The sequence below is a fragment of the Rhizobium sp. Root482 genome, assembly GCF_001426565.1.
Taxonomy (GTDB): domain Bacteria; phylum Pseudomonadota; class Alphaproteobacteria; order Rhizobiales; family Rhizobiaceae; genus Pararhizobium.
In genome coordinates, this window is record NZ_LMFA01000021.1 from 220920 (window position 1) to 237992 (window position 17073).

At 62.5% G+C, this 17073-nt stretch carries 15 protein-coding genes; 2 read left to right on the plus strand and 13 right to left on the minus strand.

The genetic code is table 11. The features are described from left to right. Positions 1 to 12: 12 nt before the first annotated feature. Both gcvH and gcvP read left to right on the plus strand, forming a co-directional pair. Complete coding sequence (gene gcvH / locus ASD31_RS15195; RefSeq protein ID WP_056335318.1) at positions 13 to 375, plus strand: glycine cleavage system protein GcvH; 363 nt, start codon at positions 13 to 15, stop codon at positions 373 to 375. Next, the gene (gcvP, locus tag ASD31_RS15200) at positions 375 to 3239 is read left to right on the plus strand and encodes an aminomethyl-transferring glycine dehydrogenase (protein ID WP_056335321.1); all 2865 of its coding nucleotides are present in this window, start codon (positions 375 to 377) and stop codon (positions 3237 to 3239) included. The genes gcvH and gcvP overlap by 1 nt, the downstream gene beginning before the upstream one ends. 87 nt (positions 3240 to 3326) lie before the next feature. On the opposite strand, the gene ASD31_RS15205 is transcribed toward gcvP, so the two are convergent. From ASD31_RS15205 to ASD31_RS15265, 13 genes are all read right to left on the minus strand, one after another. Then, positions 3327 to 4856, minus strand: a complete 1530-nt coding sequence (locus tag ASD31_RS15205; protein WP_056335324.1) for a peptidoglycan DD-metalloendopeptidase family protein — start codon at positions 4854 to 4856, stop codon at positions 3327 to 3329. 209 nt (positions 4857 to 5065) lie between these two features. Continuing rightward, positions 5066 to 5722 carry a hypothetical protein gene (locus tag ASD31_RS15210; protein ID WP_056335327.1) on the minus strand — a complete coding sequence of 219 codons (657 nt, stop codon included), beginning with the start codon at positions 5720 to 5722 and terminating at the stop codon, positions 5066 to 5068. A gap of 222 nt (positions 5723 to 5944) precedes the next feature. Then, positions 5945 to 6682, minus strand: coding sequence for a class I SAM-dependent methyltransferase (locus ASD31_RS15215; RefSeq protein WP_082520582.1), 738 nt, complete (start codon positions 6680 to 6682; stop codon positions 5945 to 5947). Between the two features lie 3 nt (positions 6683 to 6685). Continuing rightward, entirely contained in the window at positions 6686 to 7339 is a 654-nt protein-coding gene (locus ASD31_RS15220; protein ID WP_056335330.1) for a protein-L-isoaspartate(D-aspartate) O-methyltransferase, read from the minus strand. Beyond that, entirely contained in the window at positions 7336 to 8106 is a 771-nt protein-coding gene (gene surE / locus ASD31_RS15225; RefSeq protein ID WP_056335331.1) for a 5'/3'-nucleotidase SurE, read from the minus strand. Before surE ends, ASD31_RS15220 begins: the two co-directional genes overlap by 4 nt. Before the next feature lie 25 nt (positions 8107 to 8131). Then, positions 8132 to 9415 carry a serine--tRNA ligase gene (serS, locus tag ASD31_RS15230; RefSeq protein ID WP_056335832.1) on the minus strand — a complete coding sequence of 428 codons (1284 nt, stop codon included), beginning with the start codon at positions 9413 to 9415 and terminating at the stop codon, positions 8132 to 8134. Between the two features lie 69 nt (positions 9416 to 9484). Continuing rightward, entirely contained in the window at positions 9485 to 10303 is an 819-nt protein-coding gene (gene tatC, locus ASD31_RS15235; RefSeq protein WP_056335334.1) for a twin-arginine translocase subunit TatC, read from the minus strand. Continuing rightward, positions 10300 to 10917 carry a Sec-independent protein translocase protein TatB gene (gene tatB, locus ASD31_RS15240; protein WP_056335337.1) on the minus strand — a complete coding sequence of 206 codons (618 nt, stop codon included), beginning with the start codon at positions 10915 to 10917 and terminating at the stop codon, positions 10300 to 10302. The genes tatC and tatB overlap by 4 nt, the downstream gene beginning before the upstream one ends. Positions 10918 to 10980: 63 nt before the next feature. After that, positions 10981 to 11187 (minus strand): twin-arginine translocase TatA/TatE family subunit, encoded by a 207-nt coding sequence (locus tag ASD31_RS15245; RefSeq protein ID WP_056335340.1) that lies wholly within the window; start codon positions 11185 to 11187, stop codon positions 10981 to 10983. Between the two features lie 180 nt (positions 11188 to 11367). Continuing rightward, positions 11368 to 12099, minus strand: a complete 732-nt coding sequence (gene scpB, locus ASD31_RS15250; protein ID WP_413813818.1) for an SMC-Scp complex subunit ScpB — start codon at positions 12097 to 12099, stop codon at positions 11368 to 11370. After that, positions 12092 to 12913, minus strand: a complete 822-nt coding sequence (locus tag ASD31_RS15255) for a segregation and condensation protein A (protein ID WP_056335343.1) — start codon at positions 12911 to 12913, stop codon at positions 12092 to 12094. Before ASD31_RS15255 ends, scpB begins: the two co-directional genes overlap by 8 nt. 75 nt (positions 12914 to 12988) lie before the next feature. After that, the gene (nagZ, locus tag ASD31_RS15260; protein ID WP_056335838.1) at positions 12989 to 14005 is read right to left on the minus strand and encodes a beta-N-acetylhexosaminidase; all 1017 of its coding nucleotides are present in this window, start codon (positions 14003 to 14005) and stop codon (positions 12989 to 12991) included. A gap of 153 nt (positions 14006 to 14158) precedes the next feature. Continuing rightward, positions 14159 to 17038: an SPOR domain-containing protein gene (locus ASD31_RS15265; RefSeq protein WP_056335346.1), complete on the minus strand. Its 2880-nt coding sequence runs from the start codon at positions 17036 to 17038 to the stop codon at positions 14159 to 14161. Positions 17039 to 17073: the final 35 nt, after the last annotated feature.

The following is a 17073-nucleotide window of genomic DNA, read 5'->3' on the forward strand; positions in this document are numbered from 1 at the left end:
GAGCAAAATCCGATGCTGAAATTTACCGATGAACATGAATGGCTGATAATCGAGGGTGACGTCGCAACGGTCGGCATCACCGCGCATGCCGCCGAGCAGCTGGGCGACCTGGTATTCGTGGAACTGCCGGAAGGCGGCACGGCGCTGGACAAGGGCGCGACAGCGGCCACCGTCGAATCCGTCAAGGCGGCCTCCGACGTCTATTGTCCGCTGGACGGCGAAATCGTCGAAAGCAACCAGGCGATCGTCGACGATCCGTCGCTGGTCAATAGCGATCCGCAGGGCGCTGGCTGGTTCTTCAAGCTGAAGCTTTCCGATCCGTCGGCCGTCAATGCGCTGCTCGACGAAGCCGCCTACAAGGAGCTTATCGCCTGATGAGCATGCCGAAAGACTTCACCTTCACAGACTACCAGCCCTATGATTTCGCCAACCGGCGACATATCGGCCCCTCGCCCGACGAAATGGCGGCGATGCTCAAGGTCATCGGCTATAGCAGCCTCGATGCCATGATCGACGACACGGTTCCGCCGTCGATCCGCCAGAAGACCCCGCTCGCCTGGGGCGCCGCCATGACCGAGCGCGAGGCGCTCGACAAGATGCGCGAAACGGCCAACCGCAACAAAAAGCTCGTGTCGTTGATCGGCCAGGGCTACTACGGCACCATCACGCCGCCGGTCATCCAGCGTAACATCCTGGAAAACCCCGCCTGGTACACGGCCTATACGCCCTACCAGCCGGAAATCAGCCAGGGGCGGCTGGAAGCGCTTCTGAACTACCAGACCATGGTCTGCGACCTCACAGGCCTCGATGTCGCGAATGCCTCGCTGCTCGATGAGGCCACCGCTGCTGCCGAAGCGATGGCAATGGCCGAGCGCGTCGCCAAGTCGAAGGCCAAGGCCTTCTTCGTCGACGAGAACTGCCACCCGCAGACGATTGCGCTCCTGAAGACCCGCGCCGAGCCGCTCGGCTGGACGATCGTCATCGGCAATCCCTTCGCCGATCTCGATCCGGTGGATGTCTTCGGCGCCATCTTCCAGTATCCGGGTACTTACGGCCATATCCATGATTTCACCGGCCTGATTTCAAGGCTGCACCAGACCGGCGCGATCGCGACGATCGCCGCCGACCCCCTGGCGCTGGCACTTTTGAAATCCCCCGGCGAAATGGGCGCCGACATCGCCATCGGCTGCACCCAGCGCTTCGGCGTGCCAGTCGGTTACGGCGGCCCGCATGCGGCCTATATGGCGGTCAAGGACGGCTACAAGCGCTCCATGCCCGGTCGTCTGGTCGGCGTGTCGGTCGATAGCCGCGGAAATCGGGCCTACCGACTGTCTCTGCAGACCCGCGAGCAGCATATCCGCCGCGAAAAGGCGACGTCCAACATCTGCACGGCGCAGGTGCTGCTCGCCGTCATGGCGTCGATGTATGCCGTCTTCCATGGCCCCAAGGGCATCAAGGCGATCGCCCAGAGCGTTCACCAGAAGGCCGCTCTTCTGGCGCTTGGCCTCGAAAAGCTCGGCTACAAGGTCGAGCCGGACGTGTTCTTCGACACGGTGACCGTCGAAGTCGGCAAGCTGCAGGGCGTCATCCTCAAGACCGCCATTGCCGAAGAGGTCAATCTGCGCAGGATCGGTACGACCCGGATCGGCATCAGCCTTGACGAGCGCTCGCGGCCGGTGACGCTGGAAGCCGTATGGCGTGCCTTCGGCGGCGATTTCAAGGTCGGGGATTTCCAAGCCGATCACCGCCTACCCAAGGATCTCCTGCGCACTACCGACTATCTCACCCACCCGATCTTCCATATGAACCGGGCCGAGAGCGAGATGACGCGCTATATCCGCCGGCTGTCGGACCGGGATCTGGCACTCGACCGCTCGATGATCCCGCTCGGCTCCTGCACGATGAAGCTCAATGCCACGGCCGAAATGCTGCCGATCACCTGGCCGGAATTCTCCGAGATCCATCCCTTCGTGCCGGCAGACCAGGCAGAGGGCTATCGCCACATGATCACAGATCTGAGCCAGAAACTCTGCCAGATCACCGGTTATGACGCGATCTCGATGCAGCCGAACTCGGGCGCGCAGGGCGAATATGCCGGGCTTCTGACCATCCGCGCCTATCATCTCGCCAATGGCAATGCGCACCGCGACGTCTGCCTGATCCCGACCTCGGCCCATGGCACCAATCCGGCGTCCGCCCAGATGGTTGGCATGAAGGTCGTCGTCATCAAGGTCAGCGACAATGGTGATATCGACATGGACGATTTCCGCGCCAAGGCGGAACTGCATGCGGAAAATCTTTCCTGCTGCATGATCACCTATCCTTCGACCCATGGCGTCTTCGAGGAAAATGTCCGCGAGGTCTGCGAGATCGTCCACAAGCATGGCGGCCAGGTCTATCTGGACGGTGCCAATATGAACGCCATGGTCGGCCTTGCTCGCCCGGGCGACATCGGCTCCGACGTCAGCCATCTCAACCTGCACAAGACCTTCTGCATTCCGCATGGCGGCGGCGGTCCGGGCATGGGGCCGATCGGCGTCAAGGCGCATCTTGCGCCCTATCTTCCCGGCCATCCTGAAACCGATGGCGGCGAAGGTGCCGTTTCGGCTGCCCCCTTCGGCTCGGCCTCGATCCTGCCGATCTCGTGGAGCTACTGCCTGATGATGGGCGGCGAAGGCCTGACGCAGGCAACCAAGGTGGCGATCCTCAATGCCAACTACATCGCCGCACGGCTGAAGGGCGCCTATGACGTGCTCTACAAGTCGGCGAAGGGTCGTGTGGCGCACGAATGCATCATCGACACGCGCCCGCTGGTGGACAGCGCCGGCGTAACGGTGGACGACGTTGCCAAGCGCCTGATCGATTGCGGCTTCCACGCGCCGACCATGAGCTGGCCGGTTGCCGGCACGCTGATGATCGAGCCGACGGAATCGGAAACCAAGGCGGAGATCGACCGCTTCTGCGACGCCATGCTGGCGATCCGCGAGGAAGCCCGCGCGATCGAGGAAGGCCGCATGGACCGGACCAACAATCCGCTGAAGAACGCACCGCACACGGTTGAAGACCTGGTCGGCGAATGGGATCGCCCCTATACGCGCGAACAGGCCTGCTACCCGCCGGGCGCCTTCCGTGTCGACAAATACTGGTCGCCGGTCAACCGGGTCGACAATGTCTATGGCGACCGCAACCTCGTCTGCTCCTGCCCGCCACTCGAGGATTATGCCGAAGCGGCCGAATAGCGGCCAGCAAGAGCCAAAACGCCGCCATCTTCGGGATGGCGGCGTTCTTCGTTGATCGTCGATGAGCCGGTGGGCCGGTCGGCCGGCCTATTCCAGATAGGTAACCGGGTTGACCGCGCTGGCGTTCTTGCGGACTTCGAAATGCACCTGCGGCTGCGAGGCGGTGCCGCTCATGCCGGACGCGGCAAGCGTCTGGCCGCGCTGGATCTTCTGGCCGCGCTGAACCTTCAGTTCGGAGGCATTGCCGTAGACCGTGACCGTGCCGTCGTCATGGCGCACCAGCACGGCATTGCCCAATTCCTTCAGGCTGCTGCCGGAATAGATGACCACGCCGTTTTCGGCTGCCTTGATCGGCGTACCCTCGGGCACAGAGATATTGATACCGTCATTGCGGTTGCCTTCGACATTGGCGCCGTAACCGGCGATGACCGCGCCGCGGACGGGCCAGCGATATTTGCTGATGCCGGTAGACTTCGGCGAGGCTTCGTCGCCGCTATCCTTGGAGGCGACCTCGGTTACCGACTGCTTGGCGACGGCCGGTGCGTCCTGAACGGTTTTCGTCTCTTCAAGCTTCCCAGTCTTGGTCTCGATTTTCTTGTCGGGAACCGATGCGGTGGCGATCTGGTCCGGGGCGGCAGTTCCGCCCGTGGGGACCTTCAGGGTCTGGCCGATGCGGATCGCAGCCGAGGTCAGGCCATTGGCCTTTCTCAGCGCGTCCACGGAGACGCCATTGGCCTTGGCGATGCGGTTCAGCGAATCGCCGGCCTTCACCGTATAGGTTCCCTTGTCGCCCTCGCCGGCCACCGGCTGCTTGCCGGCGGCGATATCGGTGCGGCCGACGCCCTTTTCACGGGATTGGGTCTGGCCCGGCAGGATGGCGACGTCACGGCTTTCGGGCAGCGAGGGAATATTCTTCTGCTTGTCGACGTCAAGACTCGCCGCAGCGTCGGACGCGGCTGCCTTGGCAGCGCTTCCGGCAACTCCGTAGGTCGGAATAAGAATGCGCTGTCCCGGCTCGGCCTGGGATGCGGATTTCAGGCCATTCGCCTTCAGGATTTCCTTTTCGGGAACGCCGAAACGCTTGGAGAGCGTGGCAACCGTATCGCCCTGGCGCAGCAGCACGGCCGGCGCGTTGTTCGTGGACCATCCGCCCTTGGTCGTCGCGGTGGTGACCGGATCGACGACGTTCTTCTTTTCGGCACGAACCGTCTCGCGGGCGGCAGGGAAAGACTGCTCCATCGCGACATTTCGGGAGTTTGCAGCGGGATCTGTGAGTTCAACGCGCTGGACATTGATCGGCGTGGAAGCGGCCCGTGCGGAGGCCGGTGTCGTCGCCGTATTGACCGGATCGGGGAAAGACTGTCCCATCGCCTGATCGCGACTTTCGACCGCCATTGTCGGCGCGGCAGCCAAGCCAGCACCCTGCACCTCGCCTTGCGGTACCGGCCCGTTGCCGCCGGGGCGGATCGAACTTGTCGTCAGATTGTCCGATCTCGAGAAAAGCCCGTCGAAACGGCTGGCATCCGAACTACATCCGGTCGCCGCGCCTGCCAGCAGAACCGCCACACAGAGGCGAAGGACGGACTTTTCCACACTCGACGAAACTCTCATACGCATGACGCTTTACCCACTTGGAACACAACTCGGTGTAGGAGGATTAAAACGCATTAGAGTTACCGCGCAGTTAAAAGCGCCGTACGGGGTCGGTATTTTTGATGAATTGATAACCATGATCGCGCCGCGACGTAGATTGTGCAGGCGGTTTCGGGTTTTCAGGGATGCGAGATGGCGCGCGCGCGAAAGATTCTACAGGCGGCTGTCCGACATCAGAAAGTTTCGCGATAGAACTTTTCGATCTCGGAAAGACCGGCGCGCTTCTGCGAAACATCTTCATAGCTGATCGTGCCGGTGTCCCAGCCGAACATGTCGCCGGTGATCATGCCGGCGGTCTCCTGCTCTACCGGACTACCGGTCCCCGCCTTGTTCTCGTCGAGCAGAACGCTGACCAGCGTCTGGAAGGCCGAGCCGCTGTCGATGCCGGCATGATCGCTGTATTCGACAGAACGCGCGCCGGCGATGGCTGCATCCCGTGTGCCGAAATAGCGGAGACTGTTCTGATCTTCGGGACGGAGATTGTCATAATAGCTGATGAAGGCGCGGTAATAGGCCTTGTGGTCGCCGGTCTCGCTGTATTTTCCAAAAGCCTGGTATTCACGCGCGGCGAGCTGCGGCGAGAGTTTGTTGGCCCATTCGTCCCTGGTGAGTGCCGGATATTTTTCAGGCGCACGCTTCGCCCGGCCAAGAAACAGGAGTGCTTCCGCCGAAAGCGAAACGCGAGACGACGGATCATAGCCGCCGGTGCGCATCGCAGCTTCGCCGCCGTCCTCGCGGCCTGCTGTGGCAGCCTGTACCGGATTGCGGCCGGCAAGGTTGCCCGGGCCGTCGCCCGTCGCCGCCGCGTTCACTCTATTGCCGATTTGCATCTGTCGTCTCCTGCGCTTTGACGCCCGGAATGGAACTGACAAACACGCATCAAGCCGAAATTCAGCCGCTTGGCATGACTTGACCGCGCAATTTTCGGTTAAGCCCTGAAACTTGCGCGAGGCTGGATTTTATTAACGAATTATTAACGCGCTGTTTTCGTGGCGGGAATCGAGAGAGAATTGACGGCGGTCAATTCCACGGCGGCGCTAAACCTGGCGGAATCAGCCGGCCTTGACGATGATTTCGGCACTTCCGGCTTCGAGCGGCCCGCCGTGCCAGTCACCAAGCCAGGTCATGTCGGAAAAACCGGCCGCCCGCAGCAGATGCTCGATTTCGCCGCGCTCGCGAAAGGCAAGGCGGCTTTCGGAGACAAATGGTTCACCCTGCCCCTCGATGAGGCTGTGGGTACGAAACCGCGCCTGCCCGCCACGCATCTCGACCAATTCGTGCCAGATCCGGACCCTTCCGAGGTCAGGATGATCTATCGTCTTCACCGAAATCTCCGGCGTCCAGTTCTTCCAGGGACGCAGCGCCGGATTGCGGCTTTCGAACACGAGGCGCCCGCCGACCGCAAGATGGCGCCGTGAGCATGCCAATACCCGCGAAACCGCAGCCTCGGTCAAAAACACCTGGAACACATGGCCGGTCATGAAGATGAAGTCGAAACGGTTACCGGGCTCCAGGGCAAAGATATCGCCCTCGATCCAGCGCACCTTGTCGCCTCCAAGGCAGCGGCGGGCGATATCGAGCATGGCGGCGGCGGGGTCGATACCGGTAACGCTGTGCCCTTCTTCGGCAAGCCTTGCCGTCAGCAGGCCGGTTCCGCAGCCGAGATCGAGGATGCGGCTCGGGCGCCCGGGGAGCGATGAATAGAAATCCGTATCGGGTCCGGCCGGATTGAGGCTGTCGTAGAGCGCCGCAAGCCTCTGGTCGGTATAGATCGTATCGGGCGCTGACATCGGCTAGAGAAAGGAAGCGATCTGCGGAACGATCGGCAGATAGGGCGCGTCGAACAGGTCCTCCCGGTCGAAGCGGCTACCGGTCCGCGTCAGCCGGACGATCCGACAATCGGTGTCGTTGGTCATGATCGGCACGATGAGAATGCCGCCGGAGACGAGGTGATCGGAAAAGACGCGCGGCAGGCTGGTGAAGGCCGCCGTTACCAGGATGCGATCGAAGGTTCCTTCTCCGGCCGGGCCGATGCTGCCATCCGCCTGGCGGACGACGACGTTGCGAATGCCCGCCTTTTCGAGATTCCGCTGGGCACCGGCAACCAACGTCCGGTAGCGCTCGATCGTCAGGACGCGCTCGGCGATCCGGCCCATCACGCCGGCGGTGAAGCCGCTGCCGGTCCCGACCTCCAGCACGCGCTGTCCGGGCCTGACATTGAGGTGATGCAACAGCCGGACCGCGAAATCGAAGCCTTCCATAAAGGCTCCGCAATCGAGCGGCAAGAGTCGCGATGAATAGGCATTTTCCTCATATTGCGGCGGCGCGAAAAGCGTGCGCGGCGTCTGCTCGACCGCATCGAGCAATTCCTTGTTGGAAATGCCCTCGGCCCGCAGCCGCAGCACCAGGGCGGCAAAACCTTCCTGCTCGACGATGCGCGGGCTCAATCGCCATCCCCGCCGAGGAGGGCCCGGGCGACGCGATCCTGGACCGCATAATCCGTGAGATCGAGCTTCAACGGCGTCACCGAGATATTGTGCTCGCGGATCGCGTGGATATCGGTGCCGGCCCGGAAATCGCCGAGCCGCTCGCCGAACCGCAGCCAGAAATAGGGGTGGCCACGGCCGTCGGCGCGCTCGTCGATCGACAGGCCGAAATTGAGCTTGCCCTGCGACGTCACCTCGGTGCCGGCAACCGCATCGGCCGGGCAGTTCGGGAAATTGAGATTGAGGAAGGTGCCGTCCGGCAGGTCGATCCGCATGAGCTTGCGCAGCAGAGCGGGCGCGTGGGTCTCGACGACATCCCAGGCGACGATGCTTGCATCCGCATGACGATAGGCCTGGCTGAGCGCAAAGGAGCGAATGCCCTGCAGCGTGCCTTCGATGGCACCGGCGATCGTACCGGAATAGGTAACGTCGTCTGCCATGTTGGCGCCGAGATTGACGCCCGAAAGGATCAGGTCGGGTTTGACGTCCATGACTTTGCGCACAGCCATGATCACGCAATCGGTCGGCGTGCCGCGCAGGGCAAAATGCTTTTCCGACACCTGTCGCAGCCGCAGCGGCTCCGACAGCGTCAGCGAATGGGCGAGCCCGCTCTGGTCTGTTTCAGGCGCCACGATCCAGACATCGTCCGAGATGGTGCGGGCAATCCGCTCGAGCACCGCAAGGCCCTCGGCATGAATGCCATCGTCGTTGGTCAGCAGAATCCGCATGGTCACCCCTGTCGCCGGACGCGGCTCAACCGGCCTTTTCGATCTTGGTACGGCCGCCCATATAGGGCAACAATACGTCCGGGATGGTTACCGATCCGTCTTCGTTGAGATAGTTTTCGATCACCGCGATCAGCGCGCGCCCGACGGCAGTGCCGGAACCGTTCAGCGTATGGACGAAATTCAGGCTACGGTCTTCCTTTGCCCGGTAACGCGCATTCATCCGCCGAGCCTGGAAATCGCCGCAGACGGAGCAGGAGGAAATCTCGCGGTAAGCGTCCTGCCCCGGCAGCCAGACTTCGAGATCATAGGTCTTGCGGGCGCCGAACCCCATGTCGCCGGTACACAGCGTCATCACCCGATAATGCAGGCCAAGGCGCTTCAGCACCTCCTCGGCACAGGCGGTCATCCGCTCATGCTCGTCGATGGCGCTTTCGGCATCGGTGATCGACACCAGTTCCACTTTGTTGAACTGATGCTGGCGCAGCATGCCGCGCGTATCGCGCCCGGCGGAGCCTGCCTCAGAGCGGAAGCAGGGCGTCAACGCCGTCAGCCGCAAGGGCAGCACCTCTTCCTCGAGGATCTGTTCGCGCACCATATTGGTCAGCGGCACTTCGGCGGTCGGAATCAGCCAGCGGCCATCGGTGGTCTTGAACAGATCTTCACTGAATTTCGGCAATTGGCCCGTGCCGTACATGGCTTCGTCGCGGGTCATCAGCGGCGGCTGGACCTCGACATAGCCGTGTTCGGTCGTGTGGAGATCCAGCATAAACTGACCGAGCGCCCGTTCCAGCCGCGCAAGCTGGCCTTTGACGATCGTGAAGCGCGATCCGGCGATGCGGGCCGCACCCTCGAAATCCAGCCAGCCGAGCGCCTCGCCGATTTCGAAATGCTCCTTGGCCGGATGATTCCAGCCCGGCTTCTGGCCATGGCTGCGCGTGACCACATTGCCGCTTTCATCCTTGCCGACCGGCACGTCGTCGAGCGGTATGTTCGGGAGCGTGGACAAGGCATAGGCGAGATCGGCATCGGCCTTGCGGCTTTCCTCCTCGAGCGCCGGCATGGCGGTCTTGAGTTCCGCCACCTCCGCCTTCAGCGTCTCGGCCAATGCCGCGTTCTTCTGCGCCATTGCAGCGCCGATTTCCTTGGAGACGGAGTTGCGGCGCGACTGCATGTCCTGCAGCGCCTGCACGAGCGAGCGGCGGTTCTCGTCCAGACGGATCAGCTCCGCCGCAAGCGGCTCGGCACCGCGACGGGCAAGCGCTTCGTCGAGGACCGAGGCATTGTCCCTAATCCATTTGATATCAAGCATGTTCGTCCAAATCCTGACCGTCGTGTCGAAACGAAAGCCCGCATCTGCCGCCAAGAAGGAAAATCCGGATCAGCCGGCGTCTTCTTCCGTATCGGCCGCCGCGCGCGCAAGTGCGTCGCGTGCCCTTTGCCGCTCGACGAGTCGGGCCGTATAGATGGAAATCTCGTAGAGAAGGATAGCCGGCAGGGCAAGGCCGATCTGGGAAACCGGATCCGGCGGGGTCAGGATCGCGGCGGCAATGAAGGCGATAACGATTGCATATTTGCGTTTCTCCCGGAGACCATCCGAGGTGACGAAACCAACCCGGGCGAGCAGCGTGGTCACCACCGGCAGCTGGAAGACCAGGCCGAAGGCGAAGATCAGCGACATGATCAGGCTGAGATATTCGGACACTTTCGGCAGCAGCTGGATCGACACCTCCCCTTCACCACCACCCTGCTCCATCGCCAGGAAGAACCACATGACCATCGGCGTGAAGAAGAAGTAGACGAGCGCCGCCCCCATCAGGAACAGGATCGGCGAAGCAATGAGAAACGGCAGGAAGGCGGCCCGCTCATTCTTGTAGAGACCGGGCGCCACGAATTTATAGACCTGCGAGGCGATCACCGGAAAGGCGATGACCAGCGCGCTGAACATGGCGACCTTGATCTGCGTGAAGAAAAACTCCTGAGGTGCGGTGTAGATCAACTCCACGGTCCGGTGATCGAGACCTGCCCATTCGACCGCCCAGCGGAACGGCTGCACCAGGACGTTGAAAAGCTGCTTGGCGAAATAGAAACACACCAGGAAAGCGACGAAAAAAGCGCCCACCGCCCAGATCAGTCGCGAGCGCAGTTCGATCAGATGCGCCATCAGCGGCTGGGGCTTGTCCTCGATATCGCCGCTCATGCGTCACCCTTTTTACTGGTCTTCTTCGCGGCAGCCCGGGGCGTAGCCGGCTTTCCGGCGTCACCGACCGCTGCTTTCGGCTTTTTCGCGCGGGTGGTTGTCGCCGACACCGCGGCAGGAGCATCCGCCTTGACGGCCTTGGTGCTTGCCGCGCGTTTTACCTTCGGCTTTGCTACCGCTGTGTCAGTTGCCCCGGCGGATGCCTGCGCCGCTGCTTGGGCGGCGGCAACGGGAGCAGTTTCCGGCTGATCCTGCGGCACGACGGCCTCGGCCGCGATATCGGCTGCGGCCGGCTTCGGCGCCGGGTCTGGCGTGGTCGCCTTTTGAAGGTCGGCCTTGATGTCGTTGCCCATCTGGCGCAGCGGATTCATCGCCTCGCGCAGGCTATGTGCCGGATTGAGCTTCTGGGCGTCGCTCAATGTCTTGCGCACATCGTCGAGATCGGCCTCTTTCAGAGCCTCGTCGAACTGCTGGCGAAAATCACCGGCCATGCCGCGCATCTTGGTCATCATCTTGCCGAAGGTGCGCAACATCGGCGGCAGGTCCTTTGGACCCACCACGATGATCAGAACGATCGCAATAACGACAAGCTCGGTCCAGCCGACATCAAGCATTCTTCAGGGTCTCCACGAAACCGTAGGTAACAGGCCCGTCTCGGGGACGGGCCGAATGTTCGACTAGCGGACTTCGTCGGTCTTGTGCTCGACGGTCTTGCCGTCGACGGTCTTGTCGGCCGTCGTCGTCTCGTCGTCGGTCATGCCCTTCTTGAAGCTCTTGATGCCCTTGGCAACGTCGCCCATCAATTCCGGAATCTTGCCGCGACCAAACAGCAGCAGAACTACGACCAGAACGATCAGCCAATGCCAGATGCTAAAGGAACCCATGTCCTTACTCCCTTGAAACCAGTCTTCCGGATTTAAGATGTCCGGCCATCATTTTCAAACAACAATTCCACCGCTCGTTAAAGGAAAGCGCTTCGTCACGCAATGCTCCTGCCTGCGATCGGCCGTGGATGGGGATGCGTGACGATGACGCAAGCCGCGAACGGAAGAGCCACCACGGCCCTATTCATCGCCGCCGCTCGGCGCCAGAAGGCCGAGTTCCTCGAGATCGAGCTGCGTTATCGGGTCTTCGTCCTCGCCGAGATCGTCGTCGCCCAATGGCATGGGGATGTGAAAATTCGAAGGGATGCGGCCGGAGAGCAATCCGGCGCCCTTCAATTCTTCGAGACCAGGCAGATCGCGCAGTTCCTCCAGACCGAAATGATCGAGAAAATCGCGCGTCGTGCCGAAGGTCACCGGCCGGCCGGGCGTGCGGCGGCGACCGCGAAACCGGATCCAGCCGGCCTCCATCAGAACATCTATCGTGCCTTTCGATGTCTGCACGCCGCGAATATCCTCGATTTCCGCCCGTGTGACAGGCTGGTGATAGGCAATGATCGCCAGCACCTCGAGCGCGGCGCGCGACAGTTTCCTCACTTCGTTCTCATCGGTCTGGACGACGAAGGACAGATCGGCGGCGGTGCGGAACGCCCAGTGATCGGCAACCTGCAGCAGATGGACGCCACGATCGGCATAGAGCGACTTCAGCCGCGCCATGATGCGCGGCACATCGGCGCCCCTTGGCAGGCGGGCGGCGATATAGGTTTCCGAGACCGGTTGCGCCGAGGCAAACACGAGCGCTTCGGCAATCCGCTCGGCCTCCTGCTCCGCGCGTGCATCGAGCCGCATTTCCTCCGCGCCACCGTTCTCCTCGGCCGGCCTCATGCCGGGCAGATCATTCTGCGGATCAGTCACGTCCCGCCTCCATTTCCGCCAATATCTCTGCGGTCAGCGGGTTTGGCCCCTGGCGCAGGTAGATCGGCGAGAAGGCGCCGTCCTGGCGAATTTCCAGCCGCCCCTCGCGTACCATTTCGAGTGATGCGGCAAAGGAACTGGCGATCGCCGTCGCTCGTTCCTTGGGACCGGTCATATAGCGCAGCAGGAAATGATCGAGCGCCGTCCACTCCACCATATCGCCGACCAGGCGGGCAAGCAGCAGCCGTGCATCGGAAAGCGACCAGACCTGGCGCTTCTCGATGGTCACCTGCATCACCGCTTCACGCTGGCGCAGCGACGCATAGGCGCTGAGCAGGTCGTAGAGGGACGCTTCGAATGCGGATTTCTTCTCGACCGGAATATGCTCTGGTGCCCCGCGGGCAAAGACGTCGCGGCCGAGACGGTTGCGATTGACCAGCCGGCTTGCCGCATCGCGCATGGCCTCAAGCCGCTTGAGGCGGAAAGCGAGCGCCGACGCCATTTCCTCGCCGGACGGTCCCTCGTCCTTGGCCTGCTGCGGAATGAGAAGGCGCGATTTGAGGAAGGCCAGCCAGGCTGCCATCACCAGATAATCGGCCGCAAGCTCAAGCCGGATGCTGCGGGCACGTTCGATGAAGGCGATATACTGCTCCGCAAGCGCCAGAACGGAGATGCGCGAAAGATCGACGCGCTGGTTGCGGGCGAGATGCAGCAGGAGGTCAAGCGGGCCTTCGAAGCCGGCGATATCGACGACGAGCGCCTCCTCGTGCAAGCCGCGATCCGTCGCGCCGTCGTCCTGCCACAGAGGGTCCATGGGCGCCCTCGCCGCCGGTCTCTTCTGTGTATCACCGGCGTTGTTCACGATTGCTCCGCCATTGAACCCGACATGCTATGCGATCGCCAGCATGCCGTTGAACTCGTCGCGCAGCGCGGCCTCGTCGGCGCTATCAGGCTTGGCGAAACCCGCCTCCACCGCCCTTGCCCGCCGCAGCGTCTCCCCTGCAACCACCGGCACGACACGCGCCACCTGGAGCATTTCCTCCATGATGCCATGGCAATGCAGAACCATGTCGAGACCGGCCGCGACGATGCCGCGGGCCCGCTCCTCGATATTGCCGGCAAGCGCATTCATCGACACATCGTCCGACATCAGCAGCCCGTCGAAGCCGATATGGCCGCGGATGATTTCCCGGACGACCTTTTCGGACGTGGTCGCCGGATTGTCCGGGTCGATCGCCGTGAAAACGATATGCGCCGACATCGCCATCAGCTCGTCTTTCATCGCCGCGAAAGGCAGGAAATCGCTGGCGGCCAAGGCTTGGAAGGAAGCATCGACGACCGGCAGATTGTGATGGGAATCGGCGAAGGCCCGACCGTGACCCGGCATGTGTTTCATCACCGGCAGCATGCCGCCCGCCTTCAGGCCGGCCGCCGCTGCTGCGCCGATTTCGGCAATTGCATGGGGATCGTAGCCATAGGCGCGGTTGCCGATCACCTCATTGCTGCCTTCGACCGGCACATCTAGCACCGGCAGGCAGTCGACGGTGATGCCGAACCGCATCAGATCGAAGGCATGGAGCCGCGACATCAGCCAGGCGGCGCGAAGTCCTTCAGCCCGATCCCGGCGGTAAATCTCGCCAATGGCGGCGCCATTCGGATATTGGGCAACGATCGGCGGGCGAATGCGCTGCACCCGGCCGCCTTCCTGGTCGATCAGCACCGGCGCTGCGGGATTGCCGATACTGTCGCGCAGGGACGCGACAAGGTCGGCGATCTGCTCCGGCTCGCCGATATTGCGCCCGAAAAGAATGAAGCCCCAGGGCCGTTCGCCGGCAAAGAAGGTCTTTTCGTCGGGGGTGAGGACAAGGCCCTTGCAGCCGGAGATAAATGCTTTTGATTCGCTCATGCCGAAACAATAGACGCTGCGGCGCGCAAGGCGAAACGGCGTTTTGAAACAGGGCCGAATCATTCACAGCTATTGCCGCATCATCTGACGCCAGACGCGAAAAAGACGCGACCGGTGGGCCGCGCCTTTTTATATATCATCCGCGGAAGCGGATCAGCGGGTCACGAGGCAGCTGCCGCCGGCGCTCTTGTAGCGAGAGCACAGCGCATTTGCCTCGTCCCTCGTGCCGGCTGGAATGCGAACCCGGAAATAGGTTCCCTTGCCGGCAATCTCGGCCTTCTTGATATCGACGCCCTTGCCACCGATAACGCCAGCATACCGGCCCGAGAGCGTATTGTACGACTTCTGGGCTTCGGCTTCGGACGGCAGCGAGGCGATCTGGATGACATAGGTGCCCGGCGCGATCGACGCCGTCTCTACTGGCTTGGCCTCGACCGCAGGCTGGGCCTGCTCGGTCTTGGAGGTATCGACGGGCTTTGCCTGCTCGCCGGTCGGACGGGCCTGCGGAACCGGGCTACCGTCGCCAACCGCCGTCGTCTTGACGGAGCGAACCGGCGCGGTTTCTTCGACCCTTGCCTCGGCGGCCTGCGCAAGCGCGCTTTTTTCTACCTGCTGGGCTTGCGGCGTGGCGCCGGTCTGCGAGGCAGGAGCGATTGTCGTCGTCTTGACCGTCTGTGTCGCAGGGCCGGCATCCGCCGATGCAACTTCAGTCGGCGCCGGCTCTTCGCGGGCAACCAGCGTTCCGTCCGGCTTGACGATCATCGTGCGGACCTTGCGTGGCGAAAGGGCCAGCGCCGGGTCTGCATCAGCGGCGTTCTCCGCCGCCTGTCCCTCAGGCAACAGCCGATCGGCACCGTCATCGTCCAAAGGCGTGAGACCCGGCAGATCATCTGCGCGACCTTCCAGCGGCAGGTCCTCAGGCGTGAGTGTGCGCTGGACGACATCGATCGGCTCTTCGGTGGAGGAAACCAGCGCATCCTGTTGCGGGGCGGTGTCCTGCGTGCCGGCAACGCGGTCATAGACGGCCTTGTCCTGGTTCGGCACGGTCTTGCCGCCCTTTTCCACAGGAACCACCTTTACCGGCGTCTTGTCGGCCAGGATGATTTTCGGCTCGCCGCCGGATTGCACAATGCCATCGCCGCCCAGGAATGCGTAGACGCCTGCGCCGCCGAAAATTGCAATGCATGCCACCGTGGCGGCAAGCAAAAGGCGGCGGCGCTTGCCGATACCGGCCTGCTCGTCGTCATATTGATTTTCGGCGGCATAACCCGATCCGACTGCCAGGCGATCGGCCGCCGGGTCGGGCTGCTGGCCCTGGGTCAGCGACTGGCGGAAATCTTCCTCCATCGCCTTTTCGAATTCTTCGAAATCATCTTCCGGGCGGGCATTTCCGACAGCTGGCGATTTCGGCGCAGCGACAGATCCGAATGCGTGATCCTCTTCGGCCGGAGTGCCGCGGGCGCTGCGGCTCGGCGTGCCGAAAAGCTGCGCCATCTCGGCGTCGATATCCAGATCGTAATCCGGCTGCTGGGCGACCGGCCGCTCCTGCTCGACGACCGGCAATTGCGGCACATTGAGCTCGGCCATCGCCACCAGGCTTTCTTCCGGCTCCGAGATCATCGAGGGATCGAAAGGAAGGACGCTCTCCGGCTCTTCCTCGATCTGCTCCATCGCCGGCACGAAAGCGGCGGCCGCCTGCTGTAGATTAACCGCGGCCGGTTTGGCCATGGCGGGCTGCACCGGTGCAAAAGCCGTTTCCTGCGCAGCCGTTTCGAACTCAGCGGGATCGATGTCGAGGTCGATACCCGACAGGTCCATTTCAAACGAATCAATGTCGAAATCAGGCTCGGCATCGACCGACGGGGTCAGCGCCTCGGCGGCCTCGACCACGACCGGCTCGGCTGCCGCCGGTTGATAGGCGGTTTGCGTGGCGACAAAAGGAACTGCAACCGGCACGGCTGCCGGCAGCGGGGTTGCAAACGCCTTCTGCGACAGCACGCCTCCATTGGAAGCGACCGGCGTTGCCCGGCTGAATGTCGGCGTGAAGGGGAAATTGACCTTCCGACCCGTATCCGGAGACGCGCTTACCCGCGCATTGTTCGTGACCGGAACCGGAAACCGCTCGATATCGGCAAGCAAGGCATCGATGCCATGCGGGTCGGCCGGAGAAATAAAGACGTCGCCTGTATCCGACACAGCGCGCTGCTCGGCGGCTTCGTCCTGCTGCGACGGCTCGAAGGGCAGTTCGAATATGGCCTGCTCATCTGCCGGAGGCGCTTGCTCGGTGACGGGTTCGAATGTCGCTGTCTTTAAGAAGGAACCGTCGCCGGCTGAAGGAAAAGCCTCTTCAACCGACGCGACTTCGGCGACAGGTTCCGCTTCTGGCTCGAAATGCTGAACATGCTGCGGTAGCGCCTCGGCACGGTCCATCTCGACCGGTTCGTCGGAGCCGATCGACAGTTCAAGCTCGCGCTCGAGTGCGGCGCCGTCGAAAGCCTGCTGGTCCCACTCCTCCATCGCCCAATCGGCCTGCGGCGCCGCAGCGAACTCCGGCTCATGTACCGAGGCCTGGACGGGCGCCTGTTCCAGCGCGGCGGGTTCGAAGACATCGGCCTCATGCGAGACCGGTTCAATCTCTACGGCAGGCATATCCCATTCCGGGGACGGCGTCTGCAGGAGCTCTTCCTGATAATCGATCGCTACGGGCTCGTCGGGTTCGAACGTCGCCGGGCCATCTGCCTGGACAGTGTCGAACGGCAGCGGCTGCACCTCTTCCGGCACTGTATCCGCAAGAGATACGGCAGGCGCCGGTGTCGGCGCATCGTAGACGTCGAACTCGCGCAGGAGTTCGTCTTCCAGATTCATCACCGGTTCCCGGCGCACCAGATCCCGGTGCTTTTCCAGCTCCTGCAACTGCTGGACCGCAGGGCGATTGTCGTAGCCGACAATACGGGCAAGTTCGGCCAGCGGATCATCATCCGCCAGAACGTCGAAATCCGCAGTCCCGCTTCGTGCCAATTGTTTGTCTGCCATGCGCTCCACTCACAACTTACTAGCCAGTCATTGCC